This is a genomic window from Pseudomonas paraversuta, assembly GCF_904063065.1.
Taxonomy (GTDB): Bacteria; Pseudomonadota; Gammaproteobacteria; order Pseudomonadales; family Pseudomonadaceae; genus Aquipseudomonas; species Aquipseudomonas paraversuta.
On the sequence record NZ_CAJFCL010000008.1, the window covers coordinates 238,905 to 260,379 of the forward strand.

The following is a 21,475-nucleotide window of genomic DNA, read 5'->3' on the forward strand; positions in this document are numbered from 1 at the left end:
TGCCGATGACCGAGTTGTCGAAAGTGGCGGTCACCGCGCTCAAGGGCGTAGGCGAGGCCATGGCAGAAAAATTGGCCAAGGTGGGCCTGGAAAACCTGCAGGATGTGCTCTTCCATTTACCGTTGCGCTATCAGGACCGGACTCGCGTGGTGCCCATCGGCGCCCTGCGCCCCGGTCAGGATGCGGTGGTCGAAGGCCGGGTGATCGGCGCTGATGTGGTCATGGGCAAGCGTCGCAGCTTGCTGGTACGGATCAATGATGGCACCGGGGGCCTGAGCCTGCGGTTCTACCATTTCAGCAATGCACAAAAAGAAAGTCTCAAGCGTGGCACCGAAGTGCGCTGCTATGGCGAGGCCCGCCCCGGCGCATCGGGGCTGGAGATCTACCATCCGGAATACCGTGCCATCACCGGCGATGAGCCGCCTCCGGTCGATACCACGCTGACACCGATTTATCCTACAACCGAAGGTCTGACCCAGCAGCGTCTGCGCCAGCTCAGCCAGCAAAGCCTCGCCCTGCTCGGCCCGCGCAGCTTGCCTGACTGGCTGCCGGCGGAGTTGGCCAAGGAGCACCAGCTGGCCCCGCTGGATCAAGCCATTCGCTATCTGCATCAGCCCCCGGCCGACGCCGATGTCGAAGAGCTCGCGTTGGGCCATCACTGGGCGCAACACCGCCTGGCGTTTGAGGAACTGCTGACCCATCAACTCTCGCAGCAGCGATTGCGCGAGAGCCTGCGCTCCCAGCAGGCGCCCGCTTTGCCCAAAGCCGAAAAACTGCCCGCGCAGTTTCTGGCCAACCTGGGGTTCCCGCCCACCGGCGCCCAGGTGCGAGTCGGCAACGAAGTGGCCTACGACCTCAGTCAGCCTGAACCCATGCTGCGCCTGATTCAGGGCGATGTGGGGGCAGGCAAGACAGTGGTCGCTGCGATGGCCGCCTTGCAGGCGCTGGAAGCCGGCTACCAGGTGGCGCTGATGGCGCCGACGGAAATCCTCGCCGAGCAGCACTACATCAACTTCAAGCGCTGGCTGGAGCCGCTGGGTCTTGAAGTTGCATGGTTGGCCGGCAAGCTCAAAGGCAAGGCCCGGGCCAGTGCGATGGAGCAAATTGCCAATGGCGCGCCCATGGTCGTTGGCACCCATGCCTTGTTTCAGGATCAGGTGCAGTTCAAGAACCTGGCTCTGGTGATCATCGATGAGCAACACCGGTTTGGCGTACAGCAACGTCTGGCCCTGCGCAACAAAGGGGTGGGCGGTGTGATGTGTCCGCACCAGTTGATCATGACGGCCACGCCGATTCCGCGGACGCTGGCCATGAGCGCATACGCCGACCTCGACACTTCGATTCTCGATGAGCTGCCACCCGGGCGAACCCCGGTCAATACCGTGCTGGTGGTCGATACGCGGCGCATCGAAGTGATCGAGCGGGTACGTGCAGCCTGTGCCGAAGGCCGCCAGGCCTACTGGGTATGCACCCTGATTGAAGAGTCTGAAGAGATGACCTGTCAGGCCGCCGAGACCACCTTTGAAGACCTCTCCAGTGCCTTGGGCGAGTTGCGCGTGGGCCTGATTCACGGGCGCATGAAGTCTGCAGAAAAGGCCGCAGTCATGGCGCAGTTCAAGGCTGGCGAATTGCAGTTGCTGGTCGCCACCACGGTAATCGAAGTAGGCGTTGACGTGCCTAATGCCAGTTTGATGATCATCGAAAACCCCGAGCGTCTGGGCCTGTCCCAGCTTCACCAGTTGCGTGGCCGGGTAGGCCGGGGCAGCGCCGCCAGTCATTGCGTGCTGCTGTACCACCCGCCGCTGTCGCAAATCGGGCGCCAGCGTCTGGGCATCATGCGTGAGACCAACGATGGTTTTGTGATCGCCGAAAAAGACCTCGAGCTGCGCGGTCCCGGCGAAATGCTCGGCACCCGGCAAACCGGCCTGCTGCAATTCAAAGTGGCTGACCTGATGCGTGATGCCGACCTGTTACCCGCCGTGCGCGACGCCGCCCTGACCCTGATTGAACGCTGGCCGAGCCATGTCAGTCCACTGCTGGACCGCTGGCTCAGGCATGGCCAGCAATATGGCCAGGTATGAAATTTCGTTCAGTAATCAGATTTGCGGCCGATCAAGTGACGCTTACCAAATTTGAGTTGCAGGAATCGAATGCAGATCTTCACTGAAGTCGCCGGCGCTCCAGCCTTTTCAAGCACACCGCCGGTCATCCGGCGGCTGCTTGCTGATCTGGGCATTACCTGTCGAGAAGTCCGCGACCACCCCGGGCTCAACCCGGGCTGCAAGGTCCAGGCTGTGTTGCTCGAGGACTCGGTGGGCGTGCTGATGGTGCTGTTCGCGCAGAGCCACTTGCTCGACCTCAATCGTCTGGCTGATTTAACCGGCCGGCGCATGACGGCTATCGCACCTGAGCGGCTTGAGCAGATGCTCGGCAGACACAACCTGAGCCTGTTGCCGGGCTTGCCGGCACTCATCGGCTCGCCATGTCTGTATGAAGAGCAATTGCTGCAGCAGCCTCTGTTGCTGGTCGGCGGGGGGGAGCCCGGTTTGTGGCTGGAGATGACCCGGGAAGACTTCAAGCTTCTGCTGAGCAATGCCAGCGACGGTCGTTTTGGCGAGTCCGTGAGTGCCATCAGGCTTAACCCTGATCATGCCGACGATGATGGCGCGGCGATCTGCCGGGCGGTCCAGGCATTCACCGCGCGACGAATCCAGCAACGGCTGGAAGACACCATCGAGTTGCCGCCCCTGGCCGAGAGCGTGCGCAAAATCATGCGGTTGCGGGTCGACCCGAACGTGACCATCGATGAAATTACCAGTGTTGTCGAAACCGACCCGGCGCTGGCGGCACAGGTCATGAGCTGGGCATCGTCGTCGTACTACGCCTCACAAAGTAAAATCCGTTCGGTTGAAGACGCCATAATGCGGGTGCTGGGGGTCGATCTGGTGATCAACCTTGCGCTGAGTCTGGCGCTGGGGAAAAGCCTGGGTGTGCCCAAGGATCATCCGCAATCAAGCGTCCCCTACTGGCAGCAGTCGATCTACACGGCAGCGGTCATCGAAGGGCTGACCCGGGCCATGCCCCGGGCCCAGCGTCCGGAAGTCGGCCTCACCTACCTGGCCGGGCTGTTGCACAACTTCGGCTATTTGCTCCTGGCCCATGTGTTTCCGCCGCACTTCTCATTGATTTGCCGTCACCTTGAAGTCAACCCGCACGTTAGCCATGGCGTCATCGAACAGCATTTGCTGGGCATCAGCCGCGAGCAAATGGGTGCCTGGGTGATGCGGTACTGGGGCATGCCGCCAGAATTGGCGACGGCGTTGCGTTTTCAACACGATCCGCACTTCAGTGGCGCTGATGCACACTTCCCGAACCTGGTCTGCGTGGCACTGGGGTTGTTGCGTAGCCGGGCAATCGGCACCGGATCCTGTGCGCCACTTCCCGACGCCGTGTTCGAACGGCTGGGCGTCCCCCGCGAAAAGGCTGAAGACGTTGTCAGCAAAGTGCTGGAGGCGGAGGTGCTGTTTCGCGAAATGGCAGCGCAATTTGGCCGGGCTTAGCCCGCCGTTACCTGTAGGAGCGAGCTTGCTCGCGAGCTCTTCCAAGCGTAAACAGCTCGCGAGGTAAGCTCGCTCCTACGGTTGAAGTATCAGGCCTTGGGCTTTTTGCGCGGTTTGAGGTACTTGGTCAGGCCCTGGAACCAGATGACCAGCGCCGGGTTGCCTTTGATCTGAATCGATTTGTCCTGAATCCCGGTCATGAATGCCAGCTGCTTGTTCTTCGCCTGCAGCGTGGCGAAGCCGTAGGCTGCATCTTTAAAACTGATGGAAAATGCAGGGTCGGGGTACGTGCCCGAATGGCTGGTGATGCGCTGATCTTTGACTTTGAAGTGACGGGCCACTGTGCCATCGAGGGTTTGCAGCTGGAAAACCAGGTCCTTATCGACCAGTTGCTGCTGAAAAGCAGGGTTTTTACGGCTGGCTTTGCCCATCAAAAAGCCCAGCATCCAGAGCAGAAAACGAAATTTCATGTACGCGGCCTCGGGGAAAAATTAAATAGCCGGCGCAGTGTAACGATTTGAACGAGGAACGCCATATATCTGCATGGATTGGCGTAGATGGTGGGGGTTTTGCCACTTATGGCCGCACGATTGAGTGGGAAGATATCAAGAATGGGCCGCTAGCCGAGCCAGCTTGCCCATTCTTCAAGGCCGTTACGAGCAGCGGCCACTCAGTGCTTTATGGATTGACGCTGTCTTTCAGGAACTTGCCCGGCTTGAAAGCGACGGTGTTGCTGGCCTTGATTTTTACCGGCTCACCGGTTTGCGGGTTCTGTCCGGTGCGAGCGCCACGATGGCGCTGAATAAAGGTGCCGAAACCGACCAGCGTCACGCTGTCTTTGCGATGCAGGGCCTGGGTGATTTCTTCAAGCACTGCGTTGAGTACGCGGTTGGCTTGCTCTTTGGTGAGGTCAGCCTTTTCGGCGATAGCGTTGGCGAGATCTGGTTTACGCATGATGAAGCCTCTTTGACGGTTTTTTGTTGTTATGTCCGTGCTGCTCTCTATGGAGCAGCGCCAAGGCGCCGCAGGCTCTACTCTGCGGCAGACCGGTGTGAGAATGGCACGCGGCCAAGGCCGGCGCCAGCCTCTGCACCGGCTTTGTTAAAGCAAGGCAATGTCATATGCGACAGAGTTAACCGTATTTACGCCAAAAGTGCCGGCAGCTCTTTGTTCAGCGCCAGTTTTTCGCGAACAGCCTCACCCGTCAGTGCATAACCTAGCAATTTGCCTTCAGCATCGCGGCACAAGGCTTTGATATCTGCGCCCTGGCCTTCCACGGTCCAGACCCCTTCATGGCCACGTGGCACGGGTGACACCACCAGCGGGCAAACCGGGGTTTTGACCGTAATCGGCATCGCACCGTAGCTGACAGCAGTGGGATTGCCTGCGAGGGTTTGTGCCAGTGCCCGGGCGCAGCTCATCAGCGGCATCACATACAACAGGCTCAGCCCATCGACCTCGGCGCAGTCGCCCAGGGCATAGATGTTGTCATGGGAGGTTTTGAGCAGACGGCTCACCTCGATCCCGCGGTTGACCCGGATCCCGGCGGCAGCCGCCATATCGATGCGCGGGCGCAAGCCAATGGCCGATACCACCACATCGCAGTCGATCACGCTGGCATCTGACAAATGTGCCTGGAGTCCGGCATCGGTGCGCTGCAGGCGGGTCAGAACCGGGCCCAGGTGCAGGCGCGCGCCCAGGCTTTCAAGGCCCGCCTGGACTGCTGCCGCCGCCGCGGGGTGCAACAGGGTAGGCATGACTTGCTCGCAGGGTGCGACCAGATCAACTTCATAGCCGCCTGCGATCAAGTCATTGGCAAACTCGCAGCCGATCAGGCCTGCGCCCAGAATCAGGACCCGACGCTTGCCCGCGGCGGCTGCGCGGAAGCGGGCGTAATCTTCGAGGTCATTGATCGGGAAGATTGAATCCTGGGCATCCCCTTCCACCGGCACCTGCACCGTTTGCGCGCCCCACGCCAGAATCAGGTCGCGATAGGCAACGGCTTCTTCACCGATCCACAGCTGCTTGTGGCCCGGGTCGATTCCGCTGATGCGGGTATGGGTACGCACCTGGGCATTGAGCTGTTGTGCCATGGCACCAGGCATCGCCATGCTCAGGCCGTCAGCTTCTTTGTTCTTGCCAAAGCCGGTGGACAGCATGGGCTTGGAGTAGGAGCGGCCGTCATCGGCCGTGATCAACAGCAGCGGGGTTTCGCTGTCCAGCTTGCGAAACTCCCGGGCCAGGTTATAGCCCGCCAGCCCGGTACCAACGATCACGACAGGTGCGTTCATTCCAATCTCCATGGGGTGAGTCAGGTTTTGAGGGGGGTAGATCAGTTGATTTCGATCATCTCGAAATCCATTTTGCCAACCCCGCAGTCCGGGCACAGCCAGTCTTCAGGTACGTCTTGCCACAGCGTACCGGGAGCAATGCCGTCATCCGGCCAGCCGTCGGCTTCGTTATAAATCAGTCCACATACGATGCATTGCCACTTTTTCATCGGGTTCTTCCTCAAGTTCAGGCTAATACGAGGCCACAGGCTTTTTCAGATTCGCCAGGTCTCTCGTCAATTCAGGGCGTTTTGTACTGATGACGACCGGTAGATGCAAGCACGATCGCTGCCAAATAATCCTCGGCCGCTCAATCAAAGATCCGCGTGATAAGCTCGCCGGCCTCAATGGCTGCCAATTATGACCCACTGTGCCGCACATAACTTACCCGCTGATCTCCCCTGTCTGGCTTGAAAAAGACCAGCTTCCTGCATTGCCTGATGAACAAACCCTTGACTGGTTGTTCGATCAAGGCTCTTTGACCCGACGTCTGACTGTGCTCTCGGAGGGTGCCTTTAGTGTGCAGCCGCTCTTTGAGGGCTGGCAGGCCTTGCGCCAGGATGAATGTGCAGCCCTCAGCCTGCCCGAAGGCAGCCAGGGCTGGGTGCGCGAAGTATATTTGCACGGGCATCAACAGCCGTGGGTGTTTGCCCGCAGCGTGGCGGCGAAAAGTGCGCTGGAAGATGGTGCACTGAACATGGACGAGCTGGGCACCCGATCTCTGGGTGAACTGCTGTTTTGTGATCAGGCTTTTGCTCGCGGCGCCTTGCAGGTGTGTCACTACCCCCGGGGCTGGTTGCCTGCCGCCGATCAGGCAGATCAGCTATGGGGCCGCCGCTCGCGCTTTGTACGCGGAGCGTTGAGCGTGCTGGTGGCCGAGGTGTTTTTACCCAAACTGTGGGCCGCCCTGAGTGCCCGGCCGGAGAACAACTGAATGTACGTGCGCCTGCTCAAGTCACTCAATCGCCTGAACCCTCGCGCCTGGGACTTCATCCAGCTGACCCGCATGGACAAGCCCATCGGCATCTACCTGCTGCTTTGGCCCACGCTGTGGGCGCTGTGGATTGCCGCCAAGGGTGTGCCTTCGCTGAGCAACCTGCTGATCTTTGTGTTCGGCGTAATCCTGACCCGTGCCGGCGGTTGTGTAATCAACGACTTTGCCGATCGCAAAGTCGATGGCCACGTCAAACGTACAGAGCAGCGGCCGTTGGTCAGCGGAAAAATCAGCGGTAAAGAGGCGTTGGTGTTTTTTGCGCTGCTGATGGGGATAAGTTTCCTGCTGGTGCTGTGCACCAATGCCCCGACCATCTGGCTGTCATTCGGCGGTCTGGCGCTGGCGGCGAGCTACCCGTTCATGAAGCGCTACACCTACTACCCGCAAGTGGTGCTGGGTGCGGCGTTCTCATGGGGCATGCCCATGGCATTCACCGCTGAAACTGGCAGCCTGCCTGCCGCGGCATGGTTGCTTTATATCGCCAACCTGCTGTGGACCGTGGGCTACGACACCTATTACGCCATGACTGACCGTGAAGACGACCTGAAAATCGGGGTCAAATCCACGGCCATTCTGTTTGGCGATGCTGATCGCGTGATCATCCTTACCCTGCAAGGCCTGGCGCTGGGTTGTCTGCTGCTGGCGGGCGCGCACTTCGAGCTTGGCGTCTGGTTCCACCTCGGCCTGCTAGCCGCGGCCGGGTGCTTCGTGTGGGAGTTCTGGTATACCCGCGACCGCGACCGGCAACGTTGCTTCAAAGCCTTCCTGCACAACCACTGGGCCGGCTTGGCAATTTTTGTGGGCATCGTGCTGCATTACGCATTGGGTTGACTGAACGGACCCTGCAGGAGCGAGCTGGCTGTCGAATTGAAAAGCTCGCGAGCAAGCTCGCTCCTACAGTTGCTTGGGCACCAGTCGCAAGACGCTGCGGGTGTTGAGCTGGATTTCTGTCTCGTCGATATGCGGGATGCTGTAGTCGCCTTCAATGTAGGGTCGGGCCTGGTCGCGGTAGTGTTTGTCGAAGGGTACGCCGCTTTGCCCTAGCGGGTTGATGGTCAGGCTGTGGTACGGCTCGGCAAAGTCGATCAGACGTCTGGTTGAGGGGCCGTAGGTCACTGCCCAGGGGGCCGGGCCGAGTTTGGCGCTGAGATTGTTGGGTACTTCGTGGCTGCCGGGGGCCTCGAATGGACCGACGTTAAACAGCCAGTCCAGCGGTTTCTGCCGCCCCAGCGGGTGGTCATGGGTCAAGGTGTGCGCCTTGCCCCAACGCCATTGCGCCGGGTCGTCGCCCATGGTGGCTTTCAACTGCGCAATGCTGGTTTGCCAGGCGACCTTGACTGTCTCGGCCTGGGTCTCTTTGTGCGCCGTATTACGGTTGTCCCACCACGGCGAATCCGGGTTTGCGGCGAGGCGTGGCAAGGCGGCGTCGATCACCCGGGTGCTGAGCAAGGTGTCGAAATAAACATCCCCCAACTCATCACTCATCGCTGCGTCAGCCAGGCTGAACAGAAGCTGGTTGAACAGCGTGGCGGCCGTTGAGTCCAGCGGATAATCGCCCTGCCATTGCGCCAGTTGTTCTACCAGCTGGCGTTCGGCCGGATCGCTGACTACTTCACGCAGCACTGGCAACAGCGGTTTGAGCACACGCTGCCCGTAGTCGGTGCGGGTGTCCAGTTGCAGCGCCTGACTGTTCTTCAGGTTCCATTTCACGCCGGGTTCGCTGAGCTGGCGATTGAGTTGCTGGCCGCGGTCCGCCAGGTTGTAGTAACCGGGGATCTCTATGCCGGCAGGCGATACCGGCTGAAAGTTGGCCGATACGATATAGCCCCGCGCGGGATTCTCTTCCTGGGGGTTGGCGCTGAACGGATAAAAACCGACTTTGTCGGCCTGGCTGGTACTGCCGTCCAGAATGAACGCGGGATTGACCCCTGCCGGGCGTTTGGGCAATTGCGCCGCCGCCCACCAGCCGATGTCGCCCTTGGCATTTGCCCACACCAGGTTCAGGCCCGGTGCGTGAATATAGGTGGCGGCCGTGCGGGCCTTGTTTAAGGTGTCGGCGCGGTTGAGCTGGTAAAAGCCTTCGAGAATCGGGTCCCGGGTTTCCAGAAAGCCCCACCACATTGCAATCGGCGTGCTGCCGGCGGCAGACCCGAGTACATCGTTGATGATCGGACCGTGGGGGGACCGGCGCAGGGTGAGGGTCACCGGTGCCTGGCCTTTGACCGCAATCTGTTGCTCGCTGCTGCTCATGTCGACCCACTGGCCGTGGTACCACACCTGATTCGGGTGGTCGGGATTGGTCTTCTCTGCGATCAGGTCCAGATCATCGTTCTGGAACATGGTCAGGCTCCAGCCAAAATCGCGGTTGTTGCCCAGAAAGGCGAACGGCACCAGGGCCTGATGGTAGCCATAGAGCTCAAAATCGGGCGCCGAGAGCTGCGCTTCGTACCATACCGCCGGCGCCGAGAAGCGGATATGCGGATCGCCTGCCAGTAGCGGTTTGCCACTTTGGGTACGTTTGCCCGACACGACCCAGGCATTGCTGCCTTCGAACTGTGGCAGGCCGGCCTGATTCAAGGCCTGATCGCTCAGCCGGGCGAGGGAACCGAGGTTTTTCCAGTCGTTGCTCGACAGTGCCGGGCTCAGCACGCCCCGGGGTTGCCAGTCCAGGTCGAAGACTTTCAGGTAGTTGCTGCCTAACTGGTCACGTACGTAAGTCAGCAATGGCTCCGTGCGAAAGGCGACTGCAAAGCTGTAAGCCATATAGCCGGCGACGCTGATCGTGTCTTCGGCGGTGAATGGCCGCGGGGTGATGCCCAGCAGGTCAAACTCCACCGGTCTGGCGTGGCTGGCCTGGTACTGGTTGATCCCGTCCAGATAGGCTTGCAGGGCCAGCCACGAAGGTGACTGATAGTCCAGTTCGGCGACATAGCTGGCGGCACGTTCGCGAATGCGCAGGCTGCGGAACAGTTTGTCGGTATCGATCAGCTTGGGGCCGAGTACCTCGGCCAGTTCCCCCCGCGCCAGACGACGCATTATCTCCATTTGAAACAGGCGGTCCTGCGCCTGTACATAGCCAAGGGCGCGGTACATATCCGTCTGGTTAGCTGCGCGGATATGCGGCACCCCGCGCTCGTCATACCGTACCGCGACCGGCCCCTGCAGCCCGTCCAGCGCTACCTGGCCCTGGCGGGTGGGCAGCTTGCTTTGCACATACCAGACGCCACCGCCCGCGATGACGGCAATAACGAGGGCGGCCAGGGTCAGGCTGCGTTTCATGGTGCAACTCCTTGTAATTGGTTCGCACCGAAGCGCCTTAGGGGGAAGCGCGGTCATTCTGCCACGGGCAATAGCAGCCCACGGCCATGGTGTGGGTGGCATTTACCGGGCGGCCTTCGTTCAGGGCCTGCAGGACGGGTTCGATAAAGCTGTTGCTGGCGTTGCAGGTGGCACCTTCGCTGTAGGGGCCAAAGTAGGCCAGCTGGCCGCTGCGGTCCCAGATAGCTACGGCCGGGCTGGCGCTCAGATGCTCGGCGCCGGGCAGGCTGGCCAAGGGCTTTATTGCGCCCAGGGTGGCGGGTAACTGGCCATGGGTGCCGGGCTTTTGCACGGAGTAGAACGTGACGCCCAGCGGCACGTAATGCGCCAGTAATTCGCTGAGGTGTTGTTGGTTACCGACATTGCACGGGCAGGCCGGGTCCCAGAAATGCACCACGCGGATGGGCCCCGGGCCTGACAGCTCGGCGGGCAGGCTCAGGACATCTCCGGCGAACAGTGCGGTCTGGTCGCTGAAGGCGCGGATATAGCGGCCCTGGAACCAGTCGTAGGCCGTCCACAACCCCGCTGCACATATCAGCACCAGCAGGCAGGCAAGCAGGGTTTTTAAGGTGGGCACAGGCATGCAAAAAGGTCCTCGAAGGCCGCTTAGCTTGCCATGCTTGAACGGACAGATGAATATCGTCGGTCTATAAAGCCTGTTTTGCGCACGTGCGCCCCGTCTGGAAATTCTTATGCCTGCCCCGTTTGCCCCCGATTCCTTGCGCGCCAGCTTGCAGCCTTTGCACGATGGCCAGCCATTATCGCGCGAGGGGCTGGCGTATCAGCAGTTCTACGGGCTGGATTTTGCGCAGCGCAAGGTGCCGGTGCGCCGGCAATTGGGGCGCTTCAGTGCCGGCGGCTACGAGCTGGTCAGTCAGGTCTGGTGGCCAGCGTCCACCCCGGTGGCGACGCTATTCGTCATCCATGGTTTTTACGATCATATGGGGCTGTATCGGCACGTGATTGAGTGGGGCCTGGATCACGGATTCGTGGTCATTGCCTGCGACTTGCCGGGGCATGGGCTTTCCAGTGGCGAGCGGGCCAGCATTGATGATTTCGCGCAGTACCAGGCGGTGCTGCAAGGTTTGTTTGTCGAGGCCCAGTCACTGGCCTTGCCGCAACCCTGGCACCTGTGCGGGCAAAGTACCGGTGGCGCGATTGTGCTTGATCATGTGCTGCGTCAGGGTGATCAAAGCCCGGCACAAGGGCAGGTGATTCTGCTGTCACCGTTGATCAGGCCCAAGGACTGGAATTGGTCGAAGTTCAGCTATTACCTGCTCAGAGCCTTCGTCAAAGGCATTGCCCGGCGTTTCAGCGAGAACTCCAACGATCCCGACTTCTTGCCGTTCCTGCAGGCCGATCCGTTGCAGCCGGTGCGTCTGCCGACGGCCTGGGTCGGTGCGCTGGCGCGCTGGATTCCGCGTATTGAAAGTGCGCCAGCCTGCTCCCGGCGGCCCTTGGTGATTCAGGGCGAAGCGGACAAAACTGTTGATTGGCGGCATAACCTTGAGGTGCTGAAAACGAAATTCGATCAGCCTCAGGTGCTGTTGCTGCCAGAGGCCCGGCACCATCTGGCGAATGAAACTGCCGAGATCCGCGAGCGTTATTTCGCGTTTCTGGATCAACATCTGTAGGCGCGAGCTTGCTCCTACGGGACGTTGGTTATTGCGACAGGCTTGACGTGCTTTGGCCCACGGCCAGCCCGGCGCGAATAGCTGCCAGTGCCGCCTGATAATAGGCTTTCCCGGCAGGCGACTCTGCAAAGGTGACGAACTCTTCCAGTTCCGGATCAGACAGGTCGCGATACACGTAGAGCAGCGTGTTATCCAGTTCACCGGCAAGTTGTTCCATCAAGCGCTGGCGCTGGCCATTCAACATGCCTTGGGCCTGACCGCCTCCGAGCAACCCCGGGATCATCGAACTCAAACTGTCTGCTGCAATCCCGGCAATCGCCAGAGTGACTTCCGCGCCGGCTTCACGGGCTGGCAGCGCCCGCGACAAGTGGTTGATCAGCAGTTGACGGGTGGCGCTGGCCTCGATGCGCGGCAAGCCTTGGGCGTGTTTGGCCAACTGATCGCGGCGGGTAGCCAGCAGTTCAGCAGCCACAATCTGGCGGCCCAGCGGCGACTGGAAAAAGGTCAGTGCGGGAACAGGGTCTGGCAGGTGGTTACGCATCTGCTCTTTGGCGCGCCGGTCCATTGCTTCGGGGGCAAAGCGCAGGCTGCTGTTATTGACCAGGGCCTGATAAACCGCCGGCGGCAAGTTATTGCGATAGCGCTCCTGGGCGGCAGTAAGGGCATCAACAAAATGCGCGCGCTGTTCTGGCCACCCGGCAGTCGTAAACAGATCATCGAGGTTATCTGCCCATGCGGGTAACGTGCAAAACATCATCAATAGTAAAAACAAGCGGCGCATGAGGGACTCCTGTCTGCAGGGCGCTATTGTCCGGGTGCGGCGTAGGACTTGTCGAGAATTCGCTCGTTCCAAGAGGCTTTAAATACTCCGGTTGATTATTTCCGCTCCGCCAGCTCGACGGAGCTGTCAGATTTTCAGGCGTGTCGATATTATGCGCGGCATGCAAATACCTACTGATCATCCGCTGTTGCTACGCATCGTCGACGACCTGTACGCACAGGGATGGTCACAGCAAAACATCTTTCTGCCCGAGGCTTTGACCCTCGAACTGGCGGCCGAGTGCCAAAAACGTTCGGCCGAAGGTGAACTGACCCCGGCCGCAGTCGGAAGGGGCATTACCCAGGAAGTCCGCGAGGGTATTCGCGGCGACCATATTCAATGGCTGGAGCCGGGAGAGGTTTTAGCCTGCGACAATTATCTGGGGTTAATGGAAAGCCTGCGAATCGCCATGAATCGCAGGCTTTTTTTGGGCCTGGAGGACTTTGAAAGTCATTTCGCCCTCTACCCGCCCGGAGCTTTCTACCTCAAGCATCTGGACCGTTTCCGCGATGATGACCGGCGCATGGTCTCGGCCGTGGTTTACCTCAATCAGGCATGGTTGCCTGAGCATGGCGGGCATTTGCGCATGTATCTGGATGGCGACCTCGACTATGACGTACTTCCGGTTGGCGGTTGTCTGGTGGTATTCCTCTCGGGCGAGATTCCCCACGAAGTCATGCCTGCGACCCGCGACCGCCTGTCGTTGACCGGTTGGTTTCGCCGGCGCGCCACCGAGGTATTTGTATGAGTCAGAAGTTGCTGGTCAGTCGTTGCCTGTTGGGCCATCGCGTGCGCTATGACGGCGGCGCCAGTGGTCCGTACGGGCAATTGGCCCGATGGCAGGAAGAAGGCCGGATCATTGCCTTGTGCCCGGAAGTTGCGGGCGGCTTGCCGACGCCGCGTGCTCCGGCAGAAATACCCGGTGGCCAGGGGAGCGATGTGCTCAACGGCCTGGCGCCGGTGATGACCAGCGAGGGTGAAGATGTGACCGCGGCCTTTATGGACGGGGCACAACAGGCGCTGGCGTTGGTGGTTCGGCACGGTATTGGTATTGCTATCCTCAAGGCTAATAGTCCGTCTTGCGGCAATGTGCAGACCTATGACGGCAGCTTTGGCGGGATCAAGGTTGCAGGCCAGGGCGTCACGGCGGCATTGCTGGCGGGGGCCGGGGTACAGGTATTTAACGAGCTGCAGCTGGAAGACGCCGCGCGGGCTCTAGCGCAGCTTGAGGCCTGAGGATTTGCGGGCCGGCCGGGAAATACCGGCGCGAGCAAACCCGCTCCTGCAAGGGCGTGTAGAGCGTATAAATGAGTTCAGGTAATATCCGGTGCCATTTTGCCCAGGGGATCCATCATGACTGACAAGCCGAAACCACAGCCCTCGGCAGCGACCGAAAGTGCTGATTCTGCACTGCACCATATCGTTGATGGTTTTTTGCACTTCCATCACGAAATCTTTCCTGAACAAGAAGCCTTCTTCAAAAAACTCGCCACGGCACAGAACCCGCGTGCGATGTTTATTGCCTGTGCCGATTCGCGCATCGTGCCTGAGCTGATCACCCAGAGTGCACCGGGCGATTTGTTTGTAACGCGTAACGTCGGCAACGTGGTGCCACCCTATGGCCAGATGAATGGCGGTGTTTCAACTGCCATTGAGTACGCGGTGTTGGCACTGGGCGTGCAGCACATCATTATTTGCGGACATTCGGATTGCGGGGCGATGCGCGCCGTACTCAACCCGGCAAGCTTGAAAAAGATGCCCACGGTCAGAGCCTGGTTGCACCACGTTGAAGTGGCCAAAACCATGGTGCAGGACAACTGCAACTGCGCCAATGAAGCTGAAAGCATGCACGTGCTGACTGAAGAAAACGTGATTGCCCAGCTGCAGCACCTGCGCACACACCCGTCGGTGGCGTCGCGCATGGCCAACGGGCATCTGTTTATTCACGGCTGGGTATACGACATCGAAACCAGCGAGATCAAAGCCTACGACGCCGATAAAGGCGCCTTCCTGCCGCTGGATGGCACCAGCCCGATTCCAAGCGCTACGCCCAAAGCCAGGTTTTAGGCGCTTACCCTTGCTCGCGTGCTCTGCGCTTTCTCGGACACTGCTCTGAAGGCGCTCGCGAGCACGCCGGCTGCTACAAGTTCAGGCCGACGCCCAGTTGCTTGGACAGACAAGGCCAGCGGCTCCAGGCAGCGCCCGTCTCGGGGCTGGTCAGCCGTTCGCGGTAAGCATCGACCGATTCCACGGCAAAGCTTTCGTCGTTAAGCATCTCGTCGAGCGCATGGTGCACGGCTTCGTCCAGCTGGTTGGCAAAGGCCTCGCCGATTAACTGGTGGGCGATGAGGTTGGCCACTGTCATGTCCAGAGGAATCAACGGCTGACCCAGGTGCTTGATGTAGAGATCGTTGACCTCTTCGACCAGGCGGTGCGCCAGATAGGCTTCGTCCAGTAAACCTTCAAGCCCCGGATGGCCATCGAGCAGCGGGAGCGGCTGGGCAAAATATTGCTCGGCGATTTTCAGTACCGGCTTGATTTGCGACTCGATACCCGCCTCATGGGCGACTGCGTTGGCAGCATCCAGCAAGTCGGGCACCTGCTCGATGTAGGCGCTGACAAAGCGGGTCATCACGACGTTTTTATCCGTATCAGGCAGCTCGATTGCGGCATGAAGGTGCGGCAGTTGCTTGGCCAGATGCTGGGCCAGCTGCTTCGTTTCGGCCTCATGTTCTTGGGCACGCGAGATCTGCGCGCGGATGGCGGCGGTGTTCATGGGAACTCCAGGGGGGTTGCAAGACAAAAAAGAGCTATAAAAGTAGCCCTTTAAACGCAAAGGGATTTTTTTCAGGGGAAGTATTGTTATTCATTTTGTGACCGGGCAGTGAGTGCCATTTGTCGATGTGGCCTTATTTCACTGTTTTGACCCCTTACATTGCGGGGCTGGTGTCGGTGTCTATACTCGCTTTTGTAACCGTTATTTGATGTCGCCCGACTGCCTGAGCAGACGAGGCTCGGCGGTCCAGGTTCACAGGGTTTGAAAACCGCCCCCTTGTAACGCAGGTTGATACCGGCGCAATAACAAGAAAAACAAAGGGGAACCCGCAATGAAGCGACATCCAAATCTATGGATGGGCCTGCTGTTGTGGTCGGTTTTCGGTCAGGCGCAAGCTGCCTGGACCGTGAACATGACGCCGGGCGCGACCGAAGTCAGCAACGCGGTATTCGACCTGCACATGACCATCTTCTGGATCTGTGTCGTGATCGGCATCATCGTGTTTGGTGCCATGTTCTGGTCGATGATCGTTCATCGGCGCTCCACCGGGCAGCAAGCAGCAAAATTCCACGAAAGCACCACGGTCGAAATCCTCTGGACGGTCGTGCCTCTGGTTATCCTCATTTTGATGGCCATCCCCGCAACCAGAACCCTGATCAATATCTATGACTCCAGTGAGTCGGATGTCGACATCCAGATCACGGGCTACCAGTGGAAGTGGCATTACAAATACCTGGGCCAGGATGTCGAGTTCTTCAGCAACCTGGCCACCCCCGCCGAGCAAATTCATAACCAGGCCCCCAAGGGCGAACATTACCTGCTTGAGGTGGACGAGCCGCTGGTGCTGCCGATCGGTGCCAAAGTGCGCTTTCTGGTGACCTCGGCGGACGTTATCCACTCCTGGTGGGTGCCTGCCTTCGCGGTCAAGCGCGACGCTATTCCGGGGTTTATCAACGAAGCCTGGACCCGTATCGAGAAGCCCGGCATTTACCGTGGCCAGTGTGCCGAATTGTGCGGCAAGGACCACGGCTTTATGCCGATCGTGGTGGATGTCAAAACCCGTGCGGACTATGACGCCTGGCTCGCAGACCGCAAGGCCCAGGCTGCTCAGCTCAAGGAACTGACCAGCAAGGACTGGACCCTCGACGAACTGGTGGCCCGTGGCGACAAGGTTTACCACACCACTTGCGTGGCCTGTCACCAGGCAGAAGGTCAGGGCTTGCCGCCAATGTTCCCGGCACTCAAAGGCTCGCCGATCGCTACCGGACCGGCTGCCGATCACCTGCACCGGGTGTTCTTCGGCAAACCGGGGACGGCCATGGCAGCCTTCGGCAAGCAGCTCTCGGAAGTTGATATTGCCGCGGTGGTGACCTACGAACGTAACGCCTGGGGCAACAACAAGGGCGATATGGTCACCCCCAAAGACGTGCTGGAGCTTAAACAGGCGCAAGGCAAATGAGCCGCCGGGGGCTGTGTGTGGGTAATGGCAGGGGGCCGTGGGCCGCCGGTTTTTTGGTCCATCCGTTTGCAGGAGTCAGGACATGAGTGCGGTTATTGATGACCACGGGCCTGCGCAAGACCACGCCCACGGCCCGGCCAAAGGCCTTATGCGCTGGGTGTTGACCACCAACCATAAAGACATTGGCACCTTGTATCTGTGGTTCAGCTTCTGCATGTTTTTGCTCGGTGGATCCTTCGCCATGGTGATTCGCGCCGAACTGTTCCAGCCGGGATTACAGATTGTGGCGCCGGCCTTTTTCAACCAGATGACCACCATGCACGGGCTGATCATGGTATTTGGCGCAGTGATGCCGGCGTTTGTCGGGCTGGCCAACTGGATGATTCCGCTGATGATCGGCGCCCCCGACATGGCCTTGCCGCGGATGAACAACTTCAGTTTCTGGCTGTTGCCTGCCGCTTTCGCACTGCTGATCTCGACCCTGTTCATGGCCGGTGGCGGGCCTAATTTTGGCTGGACCTTCTACGCGCCACTGTCCACGACCTATGCCCCTGAAAGCGTGACTTATTTTATTTTTGCCATCCATTTAATGGGCATCAGTTCGATCATGGGCGCGATCAACGTGATCGCCACCATCCTCAATTTGCGTGCTCCCGGCATGACGCTGATGAAAATGCCGCTGTTCGTCTGGACCTGGCTGATCACGGCCTTCCTGCTGATAGCGGTGATGCCCGTGCTGGCAGGGGTGGTCACCATGATGTTGATGGACATCCACTTCGGCACCAGCTTCTTCAGTGCCGCGGGCGGCGGTGACCCGGTGTTGTTCCAGCATGTGTTCTGGTTCTTCGGCCACCCCGAGGTCTACATCATGATCCTGCCGGCCTTCGGTGCCATCAGCGCGATCATTCCGACCTTCTCGCGCAAGCCGTTATTCGGCTACACCTCAATGGTCTACGCCACGGCCAGCATCGCCTTCCTGTCATTCATCGTCTGGGCCCACCATATGTTTGTGGTGGGGATTCCCCTGGTCGGTGAACTGTTCTTTATGTATGCCACGCTGCTGATTGCGGTGCCGACCGGGGTCAAGGTCTTCAACTGGGTCAGCACCATGTGGCAAGGCTCGCTGACCTTCGAGACGCCAATGCTGTTCGCCGTGGCCTTCGTAATTCTGTTCACCATCGGCGGGTTCTCCGGGTTGATGCTGGCCATCGCGCCGGCAGACTTCCAGTACCACGACACCTATTTCGTGGTCGCACATTTCCATTACGTACTGGTGCCGGGGGCGATTTTCGGGATCTTCGCTTCGACCTATTACTGGCTGCCGAAATGGACTGGCCACATGTACGACGAAACCCTCGGGAAGTTGCATTTCTGGCTGTCGTTTGTGGGCATGAACCTGACGTTCTTCCCGATGCACTTTGTCGGTCTGGCCGGCATGCCGCGCCGGGTTCCGGACTACAACCTGCAGTTCGCCGACTTCAACATGGTGTCCTCCATTGGCGGGTTCATGTTCGGCACTACGCAGCTTCTATTCCTGTTCATTGTCATCAAATGCATTCGTGGTGGCCCCAAGGCCCCCGCCAAACCCTGGGACGGCGCCGAAGGTCTGGAATGGAGCGTGCCCTCGCCCGCGCCATATCACACCTTCACCACGCCGCCGGAAATCAAGTGACCGGTGCATGCCGAGTCCCTGCAGGAGCGAGCTGGCTCGCAATGCAGACGGCCCGGTTTGCCTTGATAAATTCGCTGCTGTCATTGCGAGCAAGCTCGCCCCCACAGGAAGCCGCTTATGGCTAACTCAACTGCGGTCAAACGCCTGGTCCTGCGCCTGTTGTTGATGGTGGTGGTGATGTTCGCCTTTGGTTTCGCCCTGGTGCCGATTTACGACGTGATGTGCAAAGCCTTCGGCATCAACGGCAAGACCGCCGGACAGTACGAAGGTGAGCAAGTGGTCGACCCGACCCGGCAGGTGCGCGTGCAGTTCTTGTCGACCAATGCCATCGACATGGTGTGGGAGTTCTATCCCAAGGGCGATCAGTTGGTGGTCAACCCCGGGGCGGTTAACGAGATGGTGTTTGTAGTCTCCAACCCCACTGACCACCCGATGACGGCGCAAGCCGTGCCGAGTATTTCACCGGCCGAAGCCGCCCAGTACTTCCACAAGACCGAGTGTTTTTGCTTTACCCAACAGGTGTTGCAACCGGGCCAAAGCCTGGAGATGCCGATGCGTTTTATCGTCGACCGCGACATGCCCAAGGATGTGAAACACCTGACGCTGGCCTACACGCTGTTCGATATCACTGCTCGCCATCCGCCTGTCGCCGCTAACGCCGGCAAGGACGAAACCCGGCTTGCCCGATAAGGAGAACGCTCCATGGCAACTCACGATCACTACTATGTCCCGCCTCAAAGCAAGTGGCCGATCATTGCCACGGTGGGGCTGTTGGTCACGGTGTATGGCCTGGGCACCTGGTTCAACGACCTCAAGGCGGCGCGACCCGAGTCCCATGGCCCGCTGATTTTCTTTATTGGCGGCCTGATCGTTGCGTACATGCTGTTTGGCTGGTTCGGCGCAGTGATCAGGGAGAGCCGGGCCGGGCTATACAGCGCGCAACTGGATCGTTCGTTTCGCTGGGGCATGACGTGGTTTATTTTTTCTGAAGTGATGTTCTTTATCGCGTTTTTTGGTGCGCTGTTTTACGTGCGGCACTTTTCCGGTCCGTGGTTGGGTGGCGAGGGCAGCAAGGCGGTGGCGCACATGCTGTGGCCTGACTTTCAGTTTGCCTGGCCGTTGCTGCACACCCCCGACCCTGCGCTATATCCACCGCCTAAAGGCACCATCAGCCCGTGGGGCTTGCCGCTGCTCAACACGGTGTTGCTGGTCAGTTCCAGCATCACCCTGACCATCGCTCACCATGCCTTGAACAAGGGCCATCGCGGGGCGCTGAAGTTCTGGTTGGGCCTGACGGTTTTGCTCGGGGTCGGATTTTTGGGGTTTCAGGCCGAGGAGTACATCCACGCGTACAAAGAGCTGGGCCTGACTCTGGGCTCCGGGGTGTATGGCGCGACGTTCTTTATGCTCACCGGTTTCCACGGTGCCCACGTGACCATCGGCGCCCTGATTTTGCTGGTGATGCTGATCCGGGTGATACGCGGGCATTTCAATACCGAGCACCAGTTTGGTTTCCAGGCTGCGACCTGGTACTGGCACTTTGTGGATGTGGTGTGGCTCGGGTTGTTCCTGTTCGTATACGTGTTGTGAGTCAGCGCCCATGACGCGCTTTCGACCCGGCATCGCGCCGACACTGGTGGTGCTGGCGTTACTGCCGCTGCTGGTGTTCCTGGGTTTTTGGCAACTGAGCCGCGGGGAGCAGAAACGCGCGCTGCTCGATAGCTACGCAGAACGTCAGGCCGCCGCGCCGCTGACCGCAGGCCAGCTGCTGAATGTGGAGCAACCGGCCTTTCGCCGTGTGCAATTGCGGGGGCATTTAGACGGGCAACACAGCCTGCTGCTGGACAACCGTATGCGGGATGGCCAGGTCGGTGTCGAGCTGCTGCAACCCTTTCAGGATCAAGCCAGCGGCCAGTGGCTGCTGCTCAATCGTGGCTGGCTGCCGTGGCCGAGCCGTCACACACCGCCGGTATTCAGCACTGCGCAACAGACCCTGGATGTGCAGGCCTGGGTTTATGAGTCGCCAGGCGCCCCCTTTCAATTACACGCCGACCCGCTTGACGCGCCCTGGCCGCGGCTGGTGACGACGGTGGAGCCCGCCAAACTTTGGGCCGAGCTGGGCCGCGAAGGTTTTGCCGATGAAATCCGTATCGCCCCCGGCCCGGCCGCATATCAGGCTGACTGGCCACTTATTTCCACGGGCATGGGCCCGGAAAAACACACCGCCTATGCCGTGCAGTGGTTCGCCATGGCGCTGGCCCTGATCGGTCTTTATCTGTACCTCGGTTGGCACAACGCTCGGGAGAAACGTCATGGCAACGGCCATCAATCCGCCTGATACAGCTCGCGCCCCATCCCCTGCCACCCGGCGCCGCGGGCGATTGCAGCTGATCCTTATTCTGCTGCTGACCATCGGCCCCATGGTGCTGGCCACGGGCATGTACAAACTCAAGTTCTGGGTGCCTGAAAGCCGCAGCTATCACGGAGAACTGCTGGGGAACGGGCAGAACCGCGCGGCCCTTGGCGTCGTGACCGATGAGCAGCGCTGGCAACTGCTGGTAACGGCCCCCCAAGGCTGTGCTGCCGATTGCCAGCAGTTGGTGTATCTGGCACGCCAGCTTCAGGTCGGACTGGGCCGCGATGCGTCGCGGGCGAGCCACGGCTTGGCGGTGGCGCAGCCGGTGGACGCGCAATACGCCGCCAAATTGCAACGCGAGTATCCGCAATTACAGCGCTACACACTGGACCTGCCGACTTATACACAGGGCGCTGAAGGCAATGGCGCGGCGCAACTGTGGATAATCGACCCCCACGGCAATCTGGTGCTGCGCTACGACCCGCAGGTCAACGGTAAGGACGTGCTCAACGACCTCCGCCATCTGCTGAAGCTGTCCAACATCGGATAGGGGCCA

The 21,475-nt window shown here is 59.9% G+C and carries 22 protein-coding genes; 14 read left to right on the top strand and 8 right to left on the bottom strand.

Annotated features, from left to right (window positions below; genetic code table 11):
• Positions 1-5 precede the first annotated feature (5 nt).
• Entirely contained in the window at positions 6-2,081 is a 2,076-nt protein-coding gene (recG, locus tag JQ845_RS17710; RefSeq protein WP_203009319.1) for an ATP-dependent DNA helicase RecG, read from the top strand.
• Between the two features lie 69 nt (positions 2,082-2,150).
• Positions 2,151-3,560 (top strand): aminoacyl-tRNA deacylase and HDOD domain-containing protein, encoded by a 1,410-nt coding sequence (locus JQ845_RS17715; protein ID WP_203009305.1) that lies wholly within the window; start codon positions 2,151-2,153, stop codon positions 3,558-3,560.
• Positions 3,561-3,649: 89 nt separating this feature from the next.
• On the opposite strand, the gene JQ845_RS17720 is transcribed toward JQ845_RS17715, so the two are convergent.
• The 4 genes from JQ845_RS17720 to JQ845_RS17735 form a co-directional block, all read right to left on the bottom strand.
• On the bottom strand, positions 3,650-4,030 hold the full coding sequence (locus JQ845_RS17720) for a hypothetical protein (protein WP_003437753.1): 381 nt from the start codon (positions 4,028-4,030) through the stop codon (positions 3,650-3,652).
• Positions 4,031-4,238: 208 nt separating this feature from the next.
• Entirely contained in the window at positions 4,239-4,514 is a 276-nt protein-coding gene (locus tag JQ845_RS17725) for an HU family DNA-binding protein (protein ID WP_003437750.1), read from the bottom strand.
• A gap of 188 nt (positions 4,515-4,702) precedes the next feature.
• The gene (locus JQ845_RS17730) at positions 4,703-5,851 is read right to left on the bottom strand and encodes an NAD(P)/FAD-dependent oxidoreductase (RefSeq protein WP_161719194.1); all 1,149 of its coding nucleotides are present in this window, start codon (positions 5,849-5,851) and stop codon (positions 4,703-4,705) included.
• A 41-nt stretch (positions 5,852-5,892) separates the two neighbouring features.
• Complete coding sequence (locus tag JQ845_RS17735; protein ID WP_003437744.1) at positions 5,893-6,060, bottom strand: rubredoxin; 168 nt, start codon at positions 6,058-6,060, stop codon at positions 5,893-5,895.
• 200 nt (positions 6,061-6,260) lie between these two features.
• Between JQ845_RS17735 and JQ845_RS17740 the strand changes: the two genes are divergently transcribed.
• Complete coding sequence (locus JQ845_RS17740) at positions 6,261-6,824, top strand: chorismate--pyruvate lyase family protein (RefSeq protein ID WP_003437740.1); 564 nt, start codon at positions 6,261-6,263, stop codon at positions 6,822-6,824.
• On the top strand, positions 6,825-7,715 hold the full coding sequence (ubiA, locus tag JQ845_RS17745; protein ID WP_203009306.1) for a 4-hydroxybenzoate octaprenyltransferase: 891 nt from the start codon (positions 6,825-6,827) through the stop codon (positions 7,713-7,715). It abuts the gene before it with no gap.
• A gap of 63 nt (positions 7,716-7,778) precedes the next feature.
• Here the strand turns inward: ubiA and JQ845_RS17750 are convergent, their stop codons facing one another.
• A complete protein-coding gene (locus tag JQ845_RS17750) occupies positions 7,779-10,163 on the bottom strand; it encodes a penicillin acylase family protein (protein WP_203009307.1) in 2,385 nt (794 codons plus the stop codon).
• 37 nt (positions 10,164-10,200) lie between these two features.
• Positions 10,201-10,785: a DUF6436 domain-containing protein gene (locus JQ845_RS17755; protein WP_203009308.1), complete on the bottom strand. Its 585-nt coding sequence runs from the start codon at positions 10,783-10,785 to the stop codon at positions 10,201-10,203.
• 109 nt (positions 10,786-10,894) lie between these two features.
• On the opposite strand from JQ845_RS17755, the gene bipL reads away from it, so the two are divergent.
• Entirely contained in the window at positions 10,895-11,836 is a 942-nt protein-coding gene (gene bipL / locus JQ845_RS17760) for a phospholipase BipL (RefSeq protein WP_203009309.1), read from the top strand.
• Between the two features lie 28 nt (positions 11,837-11,864).
• Here the strand turns inward: bipL and JQ845_RS17765 are convergent, their stop codons facing one another.
• Entirely contained in the window at positions 11,865-12,617 is a 753-nt protein-coding gene (locus tag JQ845_RS17765) for a DUF2059 domain-containing protein (RefSeq protein WP_003437731.1), read from the bottom strand.
• Between the two features lie 151 nt (positions 12,618-12,768).
• On the opposite strand from JQ845_RS17765, the gene JQ845_RS17770 reads away from it, so the two are divergent.
• From JQ845_RS17770 to JQ845_RS17780, 3 genes are all read left to right on the top strand, one after another.
• On the top strand, positions 12,769-13,404 hold the full coding sequence (locus JQ845_RS17770; RefSeq protein ID WP_003437729.1) for a 2OG-Fe(II) oxygenase: 636 nt from the start codon (positions 12,769-12,771) through the stop codon (positions 13,402-13,404).
• Positions 13,401-13,892: a 2-thiouracil desulfurase family protein gene (locus tag JQ845_RS17775; RefSeq protein ID WP_003437728.1), complete on the top strand. Its 492-nt coding sequence runs from the start codon at positions 13,401-13,403 to the stop codon at positions 13,890-13,892. Before JQ845_RS17770 ends, JQ845_RS17775 begins: the two co-directional genes overlap by 4 nt.
• 117 nt (positions 13,893-14,009) lie before the next feature.
• Positions 14,010-14,723, top strand: coding sequence for a carbonic anhydrase (locus JQ845_RS17780; RefSeq protein ID WP_003437726.1), 714 nt, complete (start codon positions 14,010-14,012; stop codon positions 14,721-14,723).
• Between the two features lie 73 nt (positions 14,724-14,796).
• Here the strand turns inward: JQ845_RS17780 and JQ845_RS17785 are convergent, their stop codons facing one another.
• Positions 14,797-15,432 (bottom strand): hypothetical protein, encoded by a 636-nt coding sequence (locus JQ845_RS17785; RefSeq protein ID WP_003437723.1) that lies wholly within the window; start codon positions 15,430-15,432, stop codon positions 14,797-14,799.
• Positions 15,433-15,763: 331 nt separating this feature from the next.
• On the opposite strand from JQ845_RS17785, the gene coxB reads away from it, so the two are divergent.
• From coxB to JQ845_RS17815, 6 genes are all read left to right on the top strand, one after another.
• Positions 15,764-16,891 carry a cytochrome c oxidase subunit II gene (gene coxB / locus JQ845_RS17790; RefSeq protein WP_003437721.1) on the top strand — a complete coding sequence of 376 codons (1,128 nt, stop codon included), beginning with the start codon at positions 15,764-15,766 and terminating at the stop codon, positions 16,889-16,891.
• 82 nt (positions 16,892-16,973) lie between these two features.
• Positions 16,974-18,563 (top strand): cytochrome c oxidase subunit I, encoded by a 1,590-nt coding sequence (ctaD, locus tag JQ845_RS17795; protein WP_003437719.1) that lies wholly within the window; start codon positions 16,974-16,976, stop codon positions 18,561-18,563.
• A 117-nt stretch (positions 18,564-18,680) separates the two neighbouring features.
• The gene (locus tag JQ845_RS17800) at positions 18,681-19,253 is read left to right on the top strand and encodes a cytochrome c oxidase assembly protein (RefSeq protein ID WP_003437718.1); all 573 of its coding nucleotides are present in this window, start codon (positions 18,681-18,683) and stop codon (positions 19,251-19,253) included.
• 12 nt (positions 19,254-19,265) lie between these two features.
• The gene (locus JQ845_RS17805) at positions 19,266-20,153 is read left to right on the top strand and encodes a cytochrome c oxidase subunit 3 (protein ID WP_003437717.1); all 888 of its coding nucleotides are present in this window, start codon (positions 19,266-19,268) and stop codon (positions 20,151-20,153) included.
• A 10-nt stretch (positions 20,154-20,163) separates the two neighbouring features.
• Entirely contained in the window at positions 20,164-20,901 is a 738-nt protein-coding gene (locus tag JQ845_RS17810; RefSeq protein ID WP_203009310.1) for an SURF1 family protein, read from the top strand.
• Positions 20,876-21,469, top strand: coding sequence for a hypothetical protein (locus tag JQ845_RS17815; RefSeq protein WP_003437715.1), 594 nt, complete (start codon positions 20,876-20,878; stop codon positions 21,467-21,469). Before JQ845_RS17810 ends, JQ845_RS17815 begins: the two co-directional genes overlap by 26 nt.
• Positions 21,470-21,475: the final 6 nt, after the last annotated feature.